Origin of the sequence: Exiguobacterium sp. s34 (genome assembly GCF_018617435.1) — a bacterium.
Taxonomy (GTDB): Bacteria; Bacillota; Bacilli; order Exiguobacteriales; family Exiguobacteriaceae; genus Exiguobacterium; species Exiguobacterium aestuarii.
Genome location: NZ_JACSKE010000002.1, coordinates 241,495 through 259,273 on the forward strand (window position 1 = coordinate 241,495; position 17,779 = coordinate 259,273).

Consider the following 17,779-nt stretch of genomic DNA (forward strand, 5'->3'; position numbering starts at 1 on the left):
ATCCCTCCTACAAAGTGATTATTTTTGTTTTTCGGCCACTCTCAGTTTTGCCGAGCGTGAACGACGGTTATCTTCGAGTTCTCCCTCGCTCGCCACAATCGGTTTGCGCGTGATCAACTTGAGTTCAGGTTCGAACTCTTTCGGGATGACTGGCAATCCTGGCGGTAACGGCGGGTGTTGGCTCCGTTCTTTAAACACTTGTTTACAAATGCGATCTTCTAACGAATGGAACGTAATGACACAGATGCGTCCGTTTAATGCGAGTAAGTCAATCGCATCTTGAACGGCCCGGTCGAATACGTTCAACTCGTCATTGACGGCGATTCGAATCGCTTGGAACGTTCTCTTCGCTGGATGACCACCTTTTCGTCTTGCTGGTGCAGGAATCGCTTCTTTAATCAAGTCGACAAGCTCAAACGTCGTCTCAATCGGTTTATCGGCACGCGCTTGCTCAATCTTTCGTGCGATTTGTTTCGAAAACTTTTCCTCCCCGTATGTAAAGAAAATACGAGCAAGTTCGCCAAACGACCATTCATTCACAACATGATAGGCTGAAAACTCTCGCGAGCGGTCCATTCTCATATCAAGCGGTGCGTCGTAGTTATAACTGAATCCACGCTCCGCCTCATCAAGCTGTGGCGAAGAAACGCCTAAGTCGAATAGGACGCCGTCCACTTTTGTCACGCCATGTTGTGCGAGTTCTTCTTTCAAGTGAACGAAGTTGCTCTTTATAAACGTCACACGGCCTTCATAAGGAGCCAATCGCTCTTTCGCATGCGCAAGTGCGACGTCATCTTGGTCGAACGCATATAGTTGGCCCGTCGTTAGACGCTTTGCGATTTCTTCACTATGACCCGCTCCACCTAACGTACAGTCCACATATACCCCATCTGGCTTGATGTTCAATCCCTCAATGGACTCCATTTTTAAAACCGTTTCATGCTCAAACATTCAAAAAACCCTCTCAACCTACAAATTTCAACTGTTTTATTACACTTACTTTATCATAAAAATGTCAAGGTCCGTACAGGTTTTTAGCGAAAAGAGGAAACAAAAAGGTAACAACAAAAAAAAGCTCCTGACAAATGTCAAGAGCTGTTCAAAAAAAGGTTATACCTTGAACAAACATCGTTCTGTATCCGATTGCTCATATGCGTGTTTCATCCGCTCGAAGATGTCTAATCCATGACGATTCAACATCGGAACCATCGATAAAATACGCTCTTGAGGTGCATCCATCGGGAATAGTCGAGTCGAAAGATGAATACGGCGCGCGTTCAATCGATATTGATCACGTTTCGCCTCGGCACGCATCTCATCTGCCAAACGTTCGAGAACGTGTCTCGACTTCGATTCAAATCGTCTTCCGTGGCTGCGAGCTTCCTGACTAACCGCCTCCGTGAGTGTCCGATACGCGTACAACTTCGCTTCAAACGCCTCATCATCAAACGGATGGTCAGGTAACGGCCGTTTCATATATTCCTCTAGCGTGACGCTCTCTTGTCTTAATTTCTTTTCGTCGTTACTCGAGACGATCAAACCACCGAGACGTGGCAAGAGTAACGGCATCTTCCATCCGAGTTCGTGGAATAACGGACGGAGTTGTAGCCAATAGGCGATTTCCCCAGGACCCGCTACATAGCCGAGCGTAGGGAACAAATAGTCTTGCATGAGCGGCCTGGAGACCACGTTATTCGAAAAGCGTTCGGGGTGTGCCTCAATTTCACGGAGCAATTCGGTTTCCGTGAATCGATGACCACGTTTCGTCGTGTACACCCCGTCAGTTTTGGTGAGCAACTCACGTGTGCCGTCATGATAAAACAGATGCGCCGCCTCTTTGTTTAACTCGACTGCCGGCATTCCGTCTTCAAAAGCGTCCTCAAGTGCTAGATGCAATGCATCATGTTGCTCGATGAGCCGACGGAACATCGGGCGTTCAAGCGCGCGTACGTCTTTTGCGTGCGGATCAAATAATAAGAAGTCGTTCCCTACGAAACGACGCATCATCCCTCCGAAAAACTGAGCGAACGAATGACTCCCTTGTATGAGTTCGATCAACGCATGGTACAGACGTGATGTATGCGGTGTCTCCGTCTCATTCAACAGCAACCGCTGCGCCATTTGCACAAGCTCGAGCTTCACGCGATCGAATTCGAGCTCCCCGACAGATGCTTTCCCTGCTAGCGGAAGCGTCGACAAGGCGTCTTTCTTTAAAGTTCTCGAAAACGTCTGTGTCGTGAAGACGTGATTGATTTCCGCGAAGTCATGATCTTCCGTCGCCATCCAGAAAATCGGAAGGACGGGTTTACCGAGCTTTGCTTCCGCTTCTTTCGCTCGTTTGATGACCGCCATCAATTTATATACAGCGAACAAGGGTCCACCGTACACACCGACTTGTTGCCCGGTCACCATGACATATGCTTCCCGCTGTTCGAGTAAATCGAGATTCGCTGATAAACGTTCCGATAGTTCCCCGAACTGCCGTTGTTGCTGTTTTAAAATTTGGACGAGCTCATGCAGATGGTCGTACGAACGTCCTGCAATTTCTCTTGCACGCTCCTCGACCTCATCCATGCCTCGATAATCGAGCCAACGACCATACCCTTGCTCGATTTGGATCATCGGAGATGTGGGTGCATATAGGGCATCAAATGCTTCTACCTTCACGTATAACAACTTCCTTTCAATCAATCAACGAATCATTTCTTGAGCCACGCCGATCGCAAATAAAATGGCATGCGTCGGGACTAGGAGTAAAAAGAGGAGACGCCAGCCATGGACGAACATCTTTGTGAACAATACTTCCTCATATCGAACCCGTTGCCAGATCGCATTGATCGGAAAGATGGCACAGCAGGCCGCAAGCAATAGAAGAAACATTTCCGTCCCGACGATGGCCTCAAGTAAAACCCCACAAGCATAAAACCAGAGTACGACTCCGGCATCACATGCGAGTTTGAATGAGTTGATTGATTTCGGCATAATTTTTCTAAGTATCATATACACCATAAACCATAAGATGAGTGGAAATGAAACGATATACACTAACACGATGCGCTCGCTCCTATAATCAGTTTATGTAGCAATGGAATAACGGTAAGTGAAATCTTCATTTGTTCAGCTTTCTCCATGACAGGTTTCAAGATGGCATCCACCTCTGTCGGCCTACCTTCCTCAAGATCACGCAACATGGAAGAACGATTCTCCGCAGTACGCTCGATGATGGACTCGATATACGAATACGAGACACGCTTTGAAAATAAAGGCGTCAATTCTTCATAAATGGAATGCGCAATCTCACGATAGGGTGCGTTCGCGAGCGCCCCATTCGGAACACGGCACAACGCTGTGATCGGATTGATAATCGCATTTGCGAACAGTTTTTCGACGACGACTTGTTCGATGTCATCTTCCCAGATGACCTGGAGCGGACTATCTTGAAGTGTGATCGGAAGGAGGCCTGTCATACTCCCGATTCGTATACGACCGAGCCCTCGATGCTCGATCACGTCCCCTTGTTTCGTCACCCCATGCTCGACGACACCTAAATGAAACCCATGACGTTTCGCATAGTCTAGATGGGCAATGCCGTTCGAACAAATGAACACCGGAACCGCTCCGGAGAGTCGTGCCGTCGCCTGTTCGACTTGGTGAGCTTTCGTCGTGACAAAAAAGAGATCCTGGTCAGTCTCTTGTAACGTCGTGCTAGATTGAAGCGACACACGTGCCGAGCCGCTCGTCACGCCAGTTCGCGTGATGGAGAGATGTGCGTCAGACGATGCGTTTCGTGCGTATACCGTCACCTCATAATCATCAGCGAGCAAGGATGCCATCAATAGTCCGACCGCCCCGTTCCCGATGATGCCAATCCGTTTAATGGAGTTCATACATGCTTTCCTCCTGATTAGAACTATTTTCGCACAAAAAGTTTACCACATCTTCTCGTCATGACCCAAAAATGACAAACAAAAAAAGAAGCGACCTGATGTCAGGTCACTTCTTCTCGCATTATTTGCTTGTCACTTCTTTACCGTTATAATGTCCGCAAGATTTGCAAACACGGTGTGAAAGTTTCATTTCGCCACAGTTCGGGCACTCGTTCATACCAGGTACGTTGAGTTTGAAGTGAGTACGACGAAGACGTTTGCGAGTTTTCGACGTTCTACGGAATGGTACTGCCATCGTTGTCCACCTCCTTGAAAAGTTAACCTTCCTCGTTCTCTTTTTTCGAGAACAGGTCGGCCAGTCCCGCGAATCGCGGGTCAATTTTTGGTTGGGCTTCGGGCTGTTCGTCAGTAAGCGTCCAGCCTTCTCCTTCAACCTGAGTTTTGTCTGTTTCGTTCCCGTAAACTTGCATCGGGACGTCTAACATGATGAGCTCTTTTACGATCGGCACAAGACTGATCGTATTTCCTTCTGGCAAATTCACGTCATCGAATTGCTCCGTATAACGCCCATTCTCCAAAAAGAAAGGCTCGAGCGATTCAATATCGAATTCATAAGTGACGTCTTCTAACGTTCGCGCATCTGGCAACGTCAGATCACCTTGAATCTTCAGATTGAATGTAACTTGATTAGATGTGAACGATGCATCCCCGTGCACATGCACCGGGCGAATCGAACGGATATCCGGATGGAGCTGAGTCAGCTCTGGTAGTTCTACCATCTCATCGATCGTAAAACCGTCACCCTGGTTTCGGAGCTTAAGTAGCTGTGCAATAGACCATTTCATCCGAATCACCTCAATTGCAACAATATGAATTATAGATAGGCCAACTTGTTTTGTCAATGTTTTTTCTTTACACTAAAATCAGTTGACGACGGCGCTTTGCCAAAGCGTACTTACTCATCTTACACCAATCTATACGACAATGCAAAGGAGTAAATCATGCAAAAGACGGCCATTATTGCAGAGTACAATCCGTTTCACAACGGACACTTTTATCAAGCGCAAACTGCACGTCAAGAAACGGGTGCTGATGTCATGATTGCCATCATGAGTGCACAGTTCACTCAGCGAGGAGAACCGGCCTCTTTCGATAAGTGGAAACGGGCTATAGCAGCCGTCGAGAGCGGGGCAATCGATCTTGTCGTCGAACTGCCTACCAAGTACGGGGTACAGCGAGCGGACCGTTTTGCCACGTCTGCTGTTTCGATTGCAGAACAACTTCGTTGCCAAACGTTATCGTTTGGAAGTGAAAGCGGTGACGTCGACGCCATTATTCACGCTGCTCAATCAAATGTCGAAGAGTCCCCTCTATATAAAGAGGCACTCCATCAAGCGTTACAAGAAGGACATTCATCGGCGCAAGCTTCGAGTCGAGCGTTTCATACCGTCTATCCGTCCTTTGATTTGACACGCCCTAACAATATTTTGGCCTATCATTATGCCAAAGCTGCGAAGACGATTCAGCTACATACGGTCAAGCGTCTCGGTGCAGATTATCATGATACCTCACTCACGGACGTCATGTCGGCCACAGGCATTCGTGCCCATTACTTAGACACGGGTGAAGTTCGTGCCGTCCCTGCATCCACTGAAGCGATGTTTCGGACGCAATCGATGACGCATTGGGAACTGTATTGGCCCGTCTTACAATATAAGCTTCGGACGTTACCGCTCCACACATTGACCGAACTCGTTGGCATTGATGCTTCTCTTGCACCACGTCTGAAGCGAGCTGGGCTCGAAACATCATTTGACGCTGCCCTCAGAGCCGTTTCGACACGTCGATATACGCGTACATCGATTCAACGGGCGTTCGTGTCCGTCCTTCTGCACTGGTTAAAAGATGACGTACCGACACGTTTTGACGATGTCCCGTACGTCAGGCCGCTCGCTTTTAACGAAATCGGTCGCATGGCGTTACGCGATCTGAAACATGAGTTGCCGCTCCTCAGCAAATACGATGAACGTCTCGAGTTCGAGGCGCGTGTCACCGAAGCGTATCGACTGCCGCTTCATAACGACGCACTAATCGAACATCGGCAACGACCTCAGTTCATCTCTTCCAAATAACGAATCGCGTCTTCGACCGTCTTCACAGGGACGACTTTGATGTCACTGTCGAGACGGTCGCGTGATTCGAGCGCTTCTTCATAATTGGAGCCGGCTGGAACGAAGAAGACTGTTGCCCCTTCTTCCTCTGCTGCGACAATCTTTTGCCATGCGCCTCCGATCGGTCCAACATTTCCTTCCTCATCGACGGTTCCTGTACCAGCAATCCGCTTTCCGTTCGCCAAATCGCCCGGTGTCAATTGGTCATAAATCTCTAACGTGAACATCATTCCCGCGGACGGTCCGCCGACATTCGTCAATGCGACATCGACTTCAGGCACTGCTGTGATTTCCTGGACGGGAAGTGGCTCATAAATGCCAATCCCGACGCGGTCACCACTTTGGTCAATCGGCTGAATCAGCGTCTGTACGACACGTTCTTCTCCGTCTCGCTCAATCGTCAACTCGACCTCATCTCCCGCGTCAGATTCCATCACCCGGTTTAAAAAGTCAGTACGCGTCGCAAAAGACATCCCGTCGATCGCCGTAATGATATCGCCTGGCTTTAACACGTTAGCGGCGAGCGAGCCGGGAATCGGTGCCGATACGTAAATCCCTTCAAAGTCGACCGTCACTTCTTTGCCGGCGAGCTCATACGCATATTGAATTGCCGCTTGTTGAGAGGAGTCCATCAGAAGTTGCTGCCGTCGATCGTAGTCCGCCTCACTTTCCCCATCATATAAATAGCGACTGGATAAATTGGCTTCCGTGAACGGTGTGACCCAACTTTCCACTAGCCAAAATGGCGTCGCGCGTCGTTGGGAAATCGTCACCATCATCAGTTCCCCGTCGTCCTTTTCGCCACCTACGACGGTCAGGAATTCTTCAATCGACGTCGCCGCACCCGGTGATGAAATGTAATAAGGGAGCGGAACGAAGAGAAATAGAAGAACCGTGATGAGCAACCCAATCCCGATTTTTAGCGATTTCATTGTCCCGAACTCACTTGGTATTTTTTGCGTAACGCCACTTCGACTTGTTCTGGTACGAGCTCACTGACTGACGCGCCATATTTCGCCACTTCTTTGACGATGGACGAGCTTAGGAATGAATATTGACTGTTCGTCATCATGAACAGCGTTTCTACGTTTTCATTCAGTTTTTTGTTGATCGATGCGATTTGAAGTTCATATTCAAAATCAGAAACGGCTCGTAGTCCTCGTACAATCGTTGCTGCTTCTCGTTCAGCTGCGTACTCGACAAGAAGTCCGCCGAACGCATCGGCCGACACGTTCGGAAGATGTGTCGTCACATCTCGAATGAGTGCTAATCGTTCTTCCACGTCAAATAGTGGGGCCTTACTTGAGTTTTCAAGGACGGCGACAATGACTTCGTCAAAGATGGCCGCTGCCCGCTCGATAATATCTAAATGTCCATTTGTGATCGGGTCAAAGCTTCCCGGGCAAATCGCAATCCGCTTCATTCGTTTCACTCCTCAATCGATGCATACTCATAAAAGCTGATTGTGATCACCTCTGAGTATCGCTGTTCTTTAATTCGTTCAAACCGTCCCACACGTTCTGGCAACGTCACGTCACTTCCGTGTTCACATACAATGACGCCGACGTCAATCAACATGTCAGAGGCATCAATCAGTTGCAAGAAAGCCTCATGCTCTTCCGCGTGATAAGGCGGATCCATAAAAATCAGCTTGAACTGTTCCTGCTGTCCTTTCAGCTGTTCGAGTACCGCTTTGGCATCTTGTCGATATATTTTTCCCTTTTCTTCATAATGGGTCGCCCGCAAGTTTTCTTGAATCGTTTGCACGGCTTTCGGTTGACGGTCGACGAAAATCGCTTCGTCGCATCCTCTCGATAACGCCTCGATCCCAAGTCCACCACTACCCGCATATAGGTCTAACGCTTTCCCGCCAGAAAAGTAAGGACCGATGATGTTGAATAACGATTCTTTCACTTTATCTGTCGTTGGGCGCGTAGCCGTTCCCGGGACCGCCTTTAAACGGGTCCCTTTTCGTTCTCCAGATATGACACGCATGTCTTTCCCTCCAGCAGAAAAGATGAAGGTGATGCCACCTTCATCTTTTTGTTTATTTCGATTTTGTCTCGTACGTTTCGGAAATGAACGGGCGCTCGCTCCGAACGACCGATTCCACGAACGGCAATGCCTTCACTTGTTCGAGTATGGATTCATGACCTTCGAGGTCCGTGTAAAGAAACGCATATTTTTCTCGTTTTGAGACAAAGTACAGATTCGCATAACGTCTTAACGCTTTCACTTGTTTCAAGGAATTCACGTAGACGACGAAACCGATCCGTTCATTCAACTTAGACGGCGCATCCACAACTTCCGCCTCCTCCGCAACTGCCCCCTCCAGAACATCCACCTTCGTCAAAGAATGGATTACCGGTCGGGACTTTGATTTTAGGAGATACTGAATGAGCTAACAGTTCACTCACTTCCCCTAATAACTTATCCAAGTTTCGTTCCGCTTTTTTGAACGCTGCAATCTCTGGCTGGACATCGAGGCGACGTTTGATGAGATGCATCTCTTTTTTGATGCGGTCGTGGTCCGGATGATGCTTCCCGAAGCGCTGGACATACTCATAGTCCTCTTTCATCTTTAAGAACTCACGCTCGATTTCCTTTGCTTCTTGTGATGCGAGACGTGCCGCTTTCGTTTGAATATATGTTTGAAACGATTCGCTTGCTTCAATCAAATCGGTCAATTCTTCAGTTTGATCGAGCAGGGCAATCGTCTGTTCAGTGATTATCATACCCCTCACCCTTTCTGCCATGATTTTACCACAATTGTTTCCCTATGTAAGCAATCCACACTATAATTGAAGTTGACCGCAAGGCGTTCAATGTAGAAAGGAAGTGAATAGACGCACGATGTGTGTCTGTATATGAAAAAAGTTTCTTTTAATATGATTCGATCGGCCGGTATAAAGACGGAGTATGCAAAGCCTGAATATTACTACGACCAACTTGATAAAGTTCGTGAAGCTGACCTCGTCTTGTTCCCTGAGTATTGGATGGTCAATTCCATTATATACGGGATGAACAAAGCCATTTTCCCGTCACCTGCGACTTATCACCTCGGGCATGACAAGATCGAGATGACGCGTGCCTTTAAAGCGACGTATCCTCACCGCATCCCAAAGACGCTCATTTACGGAAAAAATCCATATACGATTGAACGGGTTTTGGAAGAGTTTCATTATCCATTCGTCGCCAAAAAAGCAAAATCTTCGATGGGTCAAGGCGTATGGTTGATTAAAAACGATCAAGACTGGTTAGAATATGTCGAGAACCACGATACGTTCTACGTCCAAGAATTCATCCCGAATGATCGTGACTTACGGGTCATCATCATCGGCGAGGAAGTGGTTGGTTCCTATTGGCGTGTCAGCGAAGCCTTTTTGAATAACGTCGCCCAAGGAGCAAACTTCTCTTATGAGGATATTCCGGAAGACGTCGTTCAAGAAATTCAATCGATTGCCAATACGTTACACATCAATCACGCAGCGTTTGACGTCATCGTGACCGAGGACGGATTTTATATTTTGGAGTTCAACGTCTTTTTCGGTTCGGAAGGACTCCTTCCACTCGGCGTGAAACTCACTCAAAAAATCGAGGAATACTTAAATACACTAAGCTGATCAATCGTTCATCTTTTTTTCACAATTTGAACACACGTTATTCCAAGAACGTTTTTGAATATGGTATGATGACATATGAGGTTTATTCGAAAAGGGGGATTATGATGAAATTTGAGCAGTTCCACATCGAGGGAAAAGAAATCCGTTTTGGTTTGCTCGAGACGATCATGGATCATCATCATTTCATCCGTGAAGGTGCTTGGGACTACGAGCGTGCCACGTATGATATGAAATATGAGAAACAATCGACTGGCGAAACATTCTACCTTCGCTTACCTGTATACGCGATTGAAGGTCAAATCGAAGATCGTCACGCTGTCGTAAAAATGCTCACACCGATTTTAGGAAAGCATTATTACCCACACGGTGTCGAATACGATGAAGTCTTCCCAGAAGAAATCGTCCGTGACTGCGAACGCCGCCTAAAGGCACTCGCCGAAACACTAGAAGTCAAACCCCTTGCATAAGCGAAGGGGTTTCTTTTTGTCATAAATAAAGCCCATAGAAGCACACTGCTTCTATGGGCTTTATTTTTAGTTGGTTGCAATGATTGTCAACGTCACATCGACCTGACCAAGCAATAAGTCGAATTGATCTCGAACATAGCGATACAATCGCTCTGCCTCGACGAGTGGTAATGATGCAACGATTTGATAATCATAATGGTCTTTTGATCGAGACACGACCTTCACTTCTTTCAAGCCGAACTCAATGGCGCTACATGCGATCAAATCTTCAATCGCCCGTTCCGCGATCGTCACGTCTCCGTATGAATAGTCATTCCCAATCACAGCCATCGTATCGTTCAATGTGATCACTCCTTTTCATTCGCGAGCACTTTAACGTCCTCCATGATAGATTCGATATCGACCGGTTCATCCCCTGCCGTTGCCATCTGAGCGACGGCGCGAACATCATGATGACGGTCGATGACGTACATTGTCGTCGCATGCGTCACTAACCCGCTATTCGCCTTCGAATAATAAAATTGCAGCTGACGAGTGATTCGGTCGATATCGACTTGATCTCCCGTTAGCATCTTCCATCCTTCAGGCTCCGCCTGGAACGCTTCCCCATAGTTTTTCAGTACGGGTACCGTGTCCACTTCCGGGTCGACGGTGATCGCAACGAGTTCTACATCCGAACCGTATAAATCCTCTGCCTTCAACTCTTTCTCCAGCTTCATGAAATCACGTAACGTGAGCGGGCAAATATCTGGACAATTCGTATAGAAGAACGTGACAATTTTCACTTTTCCATTATCAGAATTGTACGTCTCTTCATTTAAAGCGTTCGTCAATGTGAACGGGGTCGGCTCTTGGATGACGGGCAAGTCGTCTTTATTGAAGAATATAAAATAAACGGCCACTCCGATGACAACGAGCGTCAGGACGGTCAGACCGACCGTCATATAGCTATTCCGTTTCATACAGCTCTCCCTCTCTATGGATCATCCTCCGATTATTGCGCGGAATACGTTCGTCGTTTCACCAGGGTCATATGCCACATAGAGAAGAATATAGACGGTCACACCTGTAATGGCCGTGAAGAACCAGACGACCGATGCTTTCGGTCCGATTTTACGGTGCTTCTCAATCTTGTTTTTATAACCGAGATAAAGGGTGATCAACCCGAGGACACCACCCGTAGTCGCGAGTAGGATATGGAAAATCATAAAACCAAGATAGAACGGTTTTACAGAATCCGGTCCTCCGAATGCTGTGTTTCCGACAAAAATGGTACGTGAGACGTAAAGGATGAAGAATGTCGTCGCTGCAATCGCGGCCGCCGTCATCACTTTCTTATGTTTCTCGATGTTGCTGCGGTCTTTTGCGATAATCACCCATCCGATGGCGACAAGAATCGCACTGATGACGATGAATGACACACTAATTAAGGCAAGATAGTTCATCAATGTTTCCCCTTTTTGTTCTGTTTAATTTTTCTCATTCGTTTCTTGCGGAGTGAATGACATACCCTCATCTAACGCAAGAGACTTTGTACGGCGAACCCAACCGAAGAACGTCCATCCGAAGAAAAAGCCATAGACGATTTCTTGACCGAGTTTCATCAAGACTCCACCGAATCGTTGATCTTCGAGCGCACTGTTCGTCGCTCCCATGAGCGCCTCTAAATTAATACCTGACACGTCACCATTCGGTAGACAGTATCCAAGTACCCTAGCGAACGTCTCCGGGTCCGTATACGCGTTATAGAGCGTCGTTTGACTGAAGATGATCAGCGCACAGGCTGGCGTCAACAAGACTCCGTTGGCGATAATGTATACCATTCGTTTCAAGTCGGACATGCCTTCCTCCTCGTCTGTGACGAGCGGAACGATGACCGGGTACCACATCGTCAAACTAAAGACGACCAACGCCCCATGGAAGATGCGGTGTACGCCATAGTTCGTCAAGACATAGTCAAATACGACCGGCATGTGATAAATCGAGAACAATGCGTTAAATAAAATGAGCGCAATGAGTGGCTTTGTTAAAAACTTAAACGTCGGCCCGATGAATTTAAAGCTAAGTACTTTTTCAAACACCCAGTACGGTAGACCGTAAACGACGAGTGCCGGTGCCAAAATGTAGACGAGCACCATCTGGAACATGTGCACAGATAAAATGATATGTGCCAATACATCGATTGGACTTCCGAAACCAATATAATACAAGACAATCGCAAACAACATACTAAACTTTTGTAACAACGTGGTCGAGGCATATCCTCGCTTCGCCATTCTCTCAGTCACGACGGCGTATAACACATAAATCCCGACCATGAGCAATCCGAACAGCGGACTCCATAACGTGAGCCAATCAAATTGATTGAGCAGCTCCGACGTATTCCAGAGCATCCGTTCACCCCTTTTCTTTCTCTCCCTAACCTTTGAAACCGTTCACTTCAAGATTACTATTCATTCATTTTTGAAGTAAAGGAAAAAGGACCGAATCATCCGTGTTTCCACAGATGTTCAATCCTTTGTCACAATTACCAAATGAGTAAGCGTAGTGCAGCGACCGTGATGATGGCGACAAAGATGCCTAACCACATCATGCCGACGATCCATGTGTTCCCACGGTTATTCATATGCATGAAAATATACAACTGTAGGAAGACTTGAATGACCGCCAAGATGATTAAGAAACCACCTGCTGCCCAAACTGGCATGAGTTCCGCATAGACGGCACCGAATGCCACGAACGTGAGTAAAATCATCATCGCAAAGCTGATCAATTGAAGCTGATACTCGCGTTTCGATTCTGCTTTTACTTCAAGCTCTAATTGTTTGTGTGATTCGTTCATTGCTCGTTTTTCCATATTAGTTCACCATCCCTAAGAGGTAGACGATTGAGAAGATGAAGACCCAAACAACATCGATGAAGTGCCAGTACAGACTTGATACATAAAACTTCGGTGCGTTGTACACATCGATTGGACGGTTCCAGTTACGAATCAAGAGTGTCGTGATCCAAAGGAGACCGAACGTGACGTGCGCTCCGTGGAAGCCGACTAGCGTGTAGAAGGCTGAACCGAATGCGCTCGACGTGAACGTATGACCGATGTGGTAGTAGTGAATGAACTCGTAAATCTCAGCACCAAGGAATCCAGCGCCTAGAAGGAGCGTCACAATCAACCAAAGCTTCATCCGCCCTGGATTGTTTGCTTTCATGTTCATCATCGCAAGGACACTTGTCAGTGAACTTGTGAGGAGGAGCATCGTCATGATGAAGACGAGCTCCATTTCAAAAATGTTATACGAGCGTAACTCCTCTGGCGCACCAGAGTTCAAGAGACCAACGTACGTTCCAAAGAGCGAGGCAAAGAGGACTGTCTCTCCACCAAGGAAGAACCAGAAGGCCACATATTTATTTTTCCCTTCCAGCGTTGCTTTCTCTGGATTGGCCGGGATACCGGTCACTGGGTGTTTTTCAACTGCATGTGCCATTTATTGTTCTCCTTTCTCACGAATCGCTTTCAAGTCTGCTTCGACTTGTGACTTCGGAATGTAGTAGCCGTGATCATCAATCCAAGAACGTAGGAACATCGAGACGAACGTCATCGCTAATCCGAACCCAATCAATGACCAACCGACGACTGTGTTATCCATCTGGAAGATGGCACCGAGTCCTGCGATAAAGAGGCCAAGCGACATGAAGAACGGGATGAGCGAGTTATTCGGCATGTGAATATCTGATACTTCTTCAGCGACTGACACGCGTTTGTTGCCTGCCATTTTCTCGAGCCAGAACGTATCGAGTCCTTTGACGAGTGGCGTTTGTGCAAAGTTGTACTCTGGAGTTGGAACAGGAAGCGTCCACTCAAGCGTACGTCCGTCTTCCCAGTGGTCTGGTTTGACGCGTTCTTTTGACAAGAAGGCTTTCACGACAGCGATGAGCAAGACAATCGTTGACACACCCATGAAGAATGCTCCAGCTGTTGAGAGCATGTTGAGCGTATCCCAACCTTGACCACCGAGGTACGTGAAGACTCGACGTGGCATACCGAACAATCCGAGGAAATGTTGCGGGAAGAACGTCAAATGGAACCCGATAAAGAACAACCAGAACTGCCAGTATCCAAGCTTTTCAGAAAGTGCTTTTCCGAACATGAGTGGGAACCAGTAGTAAAGTCCTGCGAAGAGGCCATATACAACCCCACCTACGATAACGTAGTGGAAGTGAGCGACAACAAAGTAGCTGTCGTGGTACTGATAGTCAGCCGGTGCGACTGAAAGCATAACCCCTGTCATCCCACCTACGAGGAATGAAGGAATGAACGCGACCGAGTAGAGCATCGCCACGTTGAATTTGATTTGACCGCCCCATAGTGTGAAGAGCCAGTTAAAGATTTTAACACCGGTCGGTACGGCGATCGCCATCGTCGCAACAGCGAAGATCGAGTTCGCTACTGGACCAAGACCGACTGTGAACATGTGGTGAACCCAAACCATGAATCCAAGGAAACCGATGAGCATTGTCGCAAAGACCATCGTCGTGTAACCGAAGAGGCGCTTACGAGCAAATGTTGGAATGATTTCCGAGAAAATACCGAATGCCGGTAAAATCAAAATGTATACTTCCGGGTGACCGAAGATCCAGAAAAGGTGTTCCCAGATGACAACGTTCCCGCCGAGTGCTGGGTCAAAATATGCGGCTCCGAAGAGGCGCTCGAACATCAACATGAACAATCCGACCGTAAGTGGCGGGAATGCGAAGACGATCAATGCCGATGCAACGAAAGTCGTCCATGTGAAGAGCGGCATGCGCATGAGTTTCATACCTGGCGCACGCATGTTCAGGATGGTGACGAGGAAGTTAATCCCGGCCATCAATGAACCGAAACCTGAAATCTGAAGACCGAGGGCGTAGAAGTCTACCCCTGTCGCTTCCGGTTGTGTTGAGAGTGGTGCGTAAGCCGTCCACCCTGCGTTCGGTGCTGCTCCGAAGAACCAGCTCAAGTTAAGCATGACTCCACCGAAGAAGAACAACCAAAAACCTAATGAGTTAATGAATGGGAACGCAACGTCGCGTGCCCCGATTTGAAGCGGTACGACAGCGTTCATGAAACCGAATAGCATCGGCATCGCCGCTAGGAAGATCATCGTCGTCCCGTGCATCGTAATCAATTGGTTAAATGTCTCACCGCTGACGAAATCGTTCATTGGTTTAACAAGTTGCCAACGAATCAGTAATGCTTCAATTCCACCGAGAAGGAGGAAGAAGATTCCTGAGAACAAATACAAAATACCGATCTTTTTGTGGTCAACCGTCGTAATCCAATCCATGATGCCATTGTATTTACGCGATTGCTGCATTGCAGTGGTCTGTGCCACGTGAAATCCCCCTTTTCCCGTTAGTCAATCTTCTGCTCATACAAGAAGTCAACGAGTGCGTCTAATTCTTCGTTGCTGATTTGACCTTCATTGAAACCTGGCATGAGAGCCCCTTGTTTCTTCTTCTGCGGGTCACGAATCCACTCTTTCAAGTTGTCCTCGTTGTTTTCGAGGTAACCTGCGAGCCATTCACGATCGCCGAAGTTCGTTAAACTTGGTGCAACTTTACCGCCGCCGTGACAGCTCAAGCAGCTTTCGACATACACTGCCTCACCTGTCGTCAAGTTCGTGTTGTCTGCGACGAGTTTCTCACCGTTCTCGTCTTGCTTAGCTTTCATGTCAGCGAGCCATTGATCATATTCTTCTTGCTCGAGCGCGATGACTTTAAAGTCCATAAGGGCATGTGACGGACCGCAAAGCTCTGCACATTTCCCGTAGTAAGTACCTGGTTCATTTGCATGTAACCACATTTCGTTATCAAGTCCTGGGTTCGTATCTGTCTTACCAGATAAAGCCGGTACCCAGAATGAGTGAATGACATCTTTTGACGTCAAGTTGATGCCGACTCGTTTTCCAACTGGAATGACGAGCTCTTGCCCTGTCACAACACCTGCTTCTGGATATTCAAATTCCCACCAGTACAAGTTTGCTGTAACGTTGATTTCTTCTTCTTTTTTCGCTTCTTTCGCTTTCGCGAGTTCGACAGTCGTCGTGATTGTCGGCACAGCGAGAATGATGAGAAGGATAATCGGAACGACTGTCCAAATCATCTCAAGTGTACTGCTACCTTCAACTTGCTTCGGAATCGATTCATCTTTCCGACGGAACTTCATGAGCACGTACACGTAAATGACCGATACGATGATGAGTACGAAGAGCATGATCGCCAAACTGATGAGAATGATACGGAGCTGAAGCTCAGCCCCTTCTCCCATCGGCTTCAATGCAGACAATCCCTCTTGACCGCAACCTGACAACAGGACTGCGAACATCATCATCGGGACGATGCCAAACAGAAGCTTCTTAAATGATTTCACAACAATCCCCACTTTCTCCCAAAATGATGTGTAATGGTTTTCTATATAGTGAGTGCAATCATCAAAGTGCTGTCAAAATCAGCGCGATAATCCACACGACTAAATAAATTAATGAATAAAAGAACATTTTGTTTGCCCACTTAATTTCATCCTCGGCATTGAATCCTTTCAATCCGAGATACAACCAGTAGCCCCCTAAACCGGCTGCGACTGTCAAGTAAACAAGACCGTAATGCATAAATAAGAGCGATGCCGGAATCAGCGTCGCAATCCACCAGATGATTTGCCGTTTTGTGATGGCAAATCCGTTCACGACCGGGAGCATCGGAATGCCTGCCGCTCGGTACTCTTCCGTACGTCGCATAGCGAGCGCCAAAAAGTGTGGTGGTTGCCATAAGAACATGACAAGGAACATGAGCCACGCATCGATATGAAGTGCCGGATCAAGTGCTGCCCAACCGATAAGCGGTGGAACGGCTCCCGAAATACTACCGACGACTGTATTGAGCGTACTCGTACGTTTCAGCCACATCGTATAAATCACGACATAAAAAAATGCCCCGATTAAACCGAATACTGCGGCGACGTACGATACAAGGAGCAATAGAAGTGTTCCTAATGCAAGTTGTGTCAATCCGAGGAGTAAAATCTTCTCCCCTGAAATCTTGCCGGTTACACTCGGTCGATTGTCCGTACGATCCATTAAGTAATCGATATCTCGGTCCACAAAGTTGTTTAGGTAACAACTCCCCGAAATCACGAGTGCGCTTCCTAACATCGTTAATAAGAGCTGTGGCCAAACTTCAAACAAGTAAAGGACTGGCGTATCGCTCTGATACGTCGCTGCCACGAAGAATCCCGCAAATACCAACAGTAAGTTGGCGCGAACGATTCCCATTTTCGCTAAGGCGACGTAATCTCGGAATGACGTTGACTCTGTATATTCTACATCTACGGTCATTCCTGGGTTGACTTTTGTCATACTGACCCCCCCACATAATCACGAAATCCTCGCATTCTCTTCACAGAAAAAACACAATATGAACAAAATACACTTAACTCTCTACAAAGATACCATATTTTTTTATAAAATACGCCCTTTATGCTTGTAAAATAGCGAGTTTTTTGTGTCAATAGTGTGATATTTGTCACACCTTATGTGCCTTACTAATATTAGAATAACGTTTTTGATAACGATTGCAAGCTTTTCCATTTCGTTTTT

At 47.2% G+C, this 17,779-nt stretch carries 23 protein-coding genes; 3 read left to right on the top strand and 20 right to left on the bottom strand.

The genetic code is table 11. The annotated features are described in order from the left end of the window. Positions 1–18: 18 nt before the first annotated feature. The 6 genes from rsmH to KNO87_RS04885 all read right to left on the bottom strand — a co-directional run bounded on the left by rsmH (position 19) and on the right by KNO87_RS04885 (position 4,732). Entirely contained in the window at positions 19–951 is a 933-nt protein-coding gene (rsmH, locus tag KNO87_RS04860; RefSeq protein WP_214789018.1) for a 16S rRNA (cytosine(1402)-N(4))-methyltransferase RsmH, read from the bottom strand. A 159-nt stretch (positions 952–1,110) separates the two neighbouring features. After that, entirely contained in the window at positions 1,111–2,667 is a 1,557-nt protein-coding gene (bshC, locus tag KNO87_RS04865; RefSeq protein ID WP_353047452.1) for a bacillithiol biosynthesis cysteine-adding enzyme BshC, read from the bottom strand. 24 nt (positions 2,668–2,691) lie between these two features. Further along, the gene (locus tag KNO87_RS04870; RefSeq protein ID WP_214789020.1) at positions 2,692–3,051 is read right to left on the bottom strand and encodes a DUF3397 domain-containing protein; all 360 of its coding nucleotides are present in this window, start codon (positions 3,049–3,051) and stop codon (positions 2,692–2,694) included. Continuing rightward, the gene (locus KNO87_RS04875) at positions 3,045–3,887 is read right to left on the bottom strand and encodes a 2-dehydropantoate 2-reductase (protein ID WP_214794191.1); all 843 of its coding nucleotides are present in this window, start codon (positions 3,885–3,887) and stop codon (positions 3,045–3,047) included. Before KNO87_RS04875 ends, KNO87_RS04870 begins: the two co-directional genes overlap by 7 nt. A gap of 121 nt (positions 3,888–4,008) precedes the next feature. Continuing rightward, positions 4,009–4,182 (bottom strand): 50S ribosomal protein L32, encoded by a 174-nt coding sequence (gene rpmF, locus KNO87_RS04880; protein ID WP_015881300.1) that lies wholly within the window; start codon positions 4,180–4,182, stop codon positions 4,009–4,011. 22 nt (positions 4,183–4,204) lie between these two features. Then, complete coding sequence (locus KNO87_RS04885; RefSeq protein ID WP_015881299.1) at positions 4,205–4,732, bottom strand: YceD family protein; 528 nt, start codon at positions 4,730–4,732, stop codon at positions 4,205–4,207. A gap of 156 nt (positions 4,733–4,888) precedes the next feature. Here KNO87_RS04885 and KNO87_RS04890 point away from each other — a divergent pair, with 156 nt between their 5' ends. Beyond that, on the top strand, positions 4,889–6,019 hold the full coding sequence (locus KNO87_RS04890; protein ID WP_214794192.1) for a tRNA(Met) cytidine acetate ligase: 1,131 nt from the start codon (positions 4,889–4,891) through the stop codon (positions 6,017–6,019). Here KNO87_RS04890 and KNO87_RS04895 read toward each other — a convergent pair. Genes KNO87_RS04895 through KNO87_RS04915 form a run of 5 tightly spaced genes read right to left on the bottom strand, consistent with a single transcriptional unit; the run spans position 5,998 to position 8,793 of the window. After that, positions 5,998–6,990, bottom strand: coding sequence for a SepM family pheromone-processing serine protease (locus KNO87_RS04895; RefSeq protein WP_214789029.1), 993 nt, complete (start codon positions 6,988–6,990; stop codon positions 5,998–6,000). The genes KNO87_RS04890 and KNO87_RS04895 overlap by 22 nt on opposite strands. Continuing rightward, positions 6,987–7,481: a pantetheine-phosphate adenylyltransferase gene (coaD, locus tag KNO87_RS04900; protein WP_214789032.1), complete on the bottom strand. Its 495-nt coding sequence runs from the start codon at positions 7,479–7,481 to the stop codon at positions 6,987–6,989. The genes KNO87_RS04895 and coaD overlap by 4 nt, the downstream gene beginning before the upstream one ends. Positions 7,482–7,486: 5 nt before the next feature. Continuing rightward, positions 7,487–8,053 carry a 16S rRNA (guanine(966)-N(2))-methyltransferase RsmD gene (gene rsmD, locus KNO87_RS04905; protein ID WP_214789035.1) on the bottom strand — a complete coding sequence of 189 codons (567 nt, stop codon included), beginning with the start codon at positions 8,051–8,053 and terminating at the stop codon, positions 7,487–7,489. 52 nt (positions 8,054–8,105) lie between these two features. Further along, positions 8,106–8,360 carry a YlbG family protein gene (locus KNO87_RS04910; RefSeq protein ID WP_353047453.1) on the bottom strand — a complete coding sequence of 85 codons (255 nt, stop codon included), beginning with the start codon at positions 8,358–8,360 and terminating at the stop codon, positions 8,106–8,108. Further along, entirely contained in the window at positions 8,344–8,793 is a 450-nt protein-coding gene (locus KNO87_RS04915; RefSeq protein ID WP_214789038.1) for a YlbF/YmcA family competence regulator, read from the bottom strand. Before KNO87_RS04915 ends, KNO87_RS04910 begins: the two co-directional genes overlap by 17 nt. Positions 8,794–8,925: 132 nt before the next feature. On the opposite strand from KNO87_RS04915, the gene KNO87_RS04920 reads away from it, so the two are divergent. Beyond that, the gene (locus tag KNO87_RS04920) at positions 8,926–9,681 is read left to right on the top strand and encodes an ATP-grasp domain-containing protein (RefSeq protein ID WP_214789041.1); all 756 of its coding nucleotides are present in this window, start codon (positions 8,926–8,928) and stop codon (positions 9,679–9,681) included. A gap of 104 nt (positions 9,682–9,785) precedes the next feature. Continuing rightward, the gene (locus KNO87_RS04925; RefSeq protein WP_015881291.1) at positions 9,786–10,148 is read left to right on the top strand and encodes a YugN family protein; all 363 of its coding nucleotides are present in this window, start codon (positions 9,786–9,788) and stop codon (positions 10,146–10,148) included. Positions 10,149–10,214: 66 nt separating this feature from the next. Here KNO87_RS04925 and KNO87_RS04930 read toward each other — a convergent pair whose 3' ends face one another. From KNO87_RS04930 to cyoE, 9 genes are all read right to left on the bottom strand, one after another. Then, positions 10,215–10,499 carry a hypothetical protein gene (locus tag KNO87_RS04930; RefSeq protein WP_260569895.1) on the bottom strand — a complete coding sequence of 95 codons (285 nt, stop codon included), beginning with the start codon at positions 10,497–10,499 and terminating at the stop codon, positions 10,215–10,217. Then, complete coding sequence (locus KNO87_RS04935) at positions 10,496–11,110, bottom strand: SCO family protein (RefSeq protein ID WP_214789047.1); 615 nt, start codon at positions 11,108–11,110, stop codon at positions 10,496–10,498. The genes KNO87_RS04930 and KNO87_RS04935 overlap by 4 nt, the downstream gene beginning before the upstream one ends. Positions 11,111–11,131: 21 nt before the next feature. Beyond that, positions 11,132–11,593, bottom strand: a complete 462-nt coding sequence (locus KNO87_RS04940; protein ID WP_214698118.1) for a DUF420 domain-containing protein — start codon at positions 11,591–11,593, stop codon at positions 11,132–11,134. A gap of 24 nt (positions 11,594–11,617) precedes the next feature. Beyond that, positions 11,618–12,541, bottom strand: a complete 924-nt coding sequence (locus tag KNO87_RS04945; RefSeq protein ID WP_214691744.1) for a cytochrome c oxidase assembly protein — start codon at positions 12,539–12,541, stop codon at positions 11,618–11,620. 134 nt (positions 12,542–12,675) lie between these two features. Then, a complete protein-coding gene (locus KNO87_RS04950) occupies positions 12,676–13,005 on the bottom strand; it encodes a cytochrome C oxidase subunit IV family protein (RefSeq protein WP_214691743.1) in 330 nt (109 codons plus the stop codon). Between the two features lies 1 nt (position 13,006). Continuing rightward, the gene (locus KNO87_RS04955) at positions 13,007–13,633 is read right to left on the bottom strand and encodes a cytochrome (ubi)quinol oxidase subunit III (protein WP_015881284.1); all 627 of its coding nucleotides are present in this window, start codon (positions 13,631–13,633) and stop codon (positions 13,007–13,009) included. Further along, the gene (ctaD, locus tag KNO87_RS04960) at positions 13,634–15,502 is read right to left on the bottom strand and encodes a cytochrome c oxidase subunit I (protein ID WP_214693950.1); all 1,869 of its coding nucleotides are present in this window, start codon (positions 15,500–15,502) and stop codon (positions 13,634–13,636) included. Positions 15,503–15,540: 38 nt separating this feature from the next. After that, positions 15,541–16,518: a cytochrome c oxidase subunit II gene (gene coxB / locus KNO87_RS04965; RefSeq protein WP_214794583.1), complete on the bottom strand. Its 978-nt coding sequence runs from the start codon at positions 16,516–16,518 to the stop codon at positions 15,541–15,543. A 100-nt stretch (positions 16,519–16,618) separates the two neighbouring features. Continuing rightward, entirely contained in the window at positions 16,619–17,539 is a 921-nt protein-coding gene (gene cyoE / locus KNO87_RS04970) for a heme o synthase (protein WP_214794194.1), read from the bottom strand. Positions 17,540–17,779: the final 240 nt, after the last annotated feature.

What these genes read in the sequence shown, in the direction of transcription:
- KNO87_RS04885 (WP_015881299.1), bottom strand. Translation starts at nt 4,732, where the DNA reads ATGAAATGGTCTATTGCACAGCTACTTAAGCTCCGAAACCAGGGTGAC.
- KNO87_RS04895 (WP_214789029.1), bottom strand. Translation starts at nt 6,990, where the DNA reads ATGAAATCGCTAAAAATCGGGATTGGGTTGCTCATCACGGTTCTTCTA.
- coaD (WP_214789032.1), bottom strand. Translation starts at nt 7,481, where the DNA reads ATGAAGCGGATTGCGATTTGCCCGGGAAGCTTTGACCCGATCACAAAT.
- KNO87_RS04955 (WP_015881284.1), bottom strand. Translation starts at nt 13,633, where the DNA reads ATGGCACATGCAGTTGAAAAACACCCAGTGACCGGTATCCCGGCCAAT.
- KNO87_RS04890 (WP_214794192.1), top strand. Translation starts at nt 4,889, where the DNA reads ATGCAAAAGACGGCCATTATTGCAGAGTACAATCCGTTTCACAACGGA.
- coxB (WP_214794583.1), bottom strand. Translation starts at nt 16,518, where the DNA reads ATGATGATGTTCGCAGTCCTGTTGTCAGGTTGCGGTCAAGAGGGATTG.
- KNO87_RS04875 (WP_214794191.1), bottom strand. Translation starts at nt 3,887, where the DNA reads ATGAACTCCATTAAACGGATTGGCATCATCGGGAACGGGGCGGTCGGA.
- KNO87_RS04940 (WP_214698118.1), bottom strand. Translation starts at nt 11,593, where the DNA reads ATGAACTATCTTGCCTTAATTAGTGTGTCATTCATCGTCATCAGTGCG.
- KNO87_RS04920 (WP_214789041.1), top strand. Translation starts at nt 8,926, where the DNA reads ATGAAAAAAGTTTCTTTTAATATGATTCGATCGGCCGGTATAAAGACG.
- rsmH (WP_214789018.1), bottom strand. Translation starts at nt 951, where the DNA reads ATGTTTGAGCATGAAACGGTTTTAAAAATGGAGTCCATTGAGGGATTG.
- KNO87_RS04945 (WP_214691744.1), bottom strand. Translation starts at nt 12,541, where the DNA reads ATGCTCTGGAATACGTCGGAGCTGCTCAATCAATTTGATTGGCTCACG.
- rsmD (WP_214789035.1), bottom strand. Translation starts at nt 8,053, where the DNA reads ATGCGTGTCATATCTGGAGAACGAAAAGGGACCCGTTTAAAGGCGGTC.
- cyoE (WP_214794194.1), bottom strand. Translation starts at nt 17,539, where the DNA reads ATGACAAAAGTCAACCCAGGAATGACCGTAGATGTAGAATATACAGAG.
- KNO87_RS04950 (WP_214691743.1), bottom strand. Translation starts at nt 13,005, where the DNA reads ATGGAAAAACGAGCAATGAACGAATCACACAAACAATTAGAGCTTGAA.
- KNO87_RS04915 (WP_214789038.1), bottom strand. Translation starts at nt 8,793, where the DNA reads ATGATAATCACTGAACAGACGATTGCCCTGCTCGATCAAACTGAAGAA.
- KNO87_RS04925 (WP_015881291.1), top strand. Translation starts at nt 9,786, where the DNA reads ATGAAATTTGAGCAGTTCCACATCGAGGGAAAAGAAATCCGTTTTGGT.
- rpmF (WP_015881300.1), bottom strand. Translation starts at nt 4,182, where the DNA reads ATGGCAGTACCATTCCGTAGAACGTCGAAAACTCGCAAACGTCTTCGT.
- ctaD (WP_214693950.1), bottom strand. Translation starts at nt 15,502, where the DNA reads ATGCAGCAATCGCGTAAATACAATGGCATCATGGATTGGATTACGACG.
- KNO87_RS04935 (WP_214789047.1), bottom strand. Translation starts at nt 11,110, where the DNA reads ATGAAACGGAATAGCTATATGACGGTCGGTCTGACCGTCCTGACGCTC.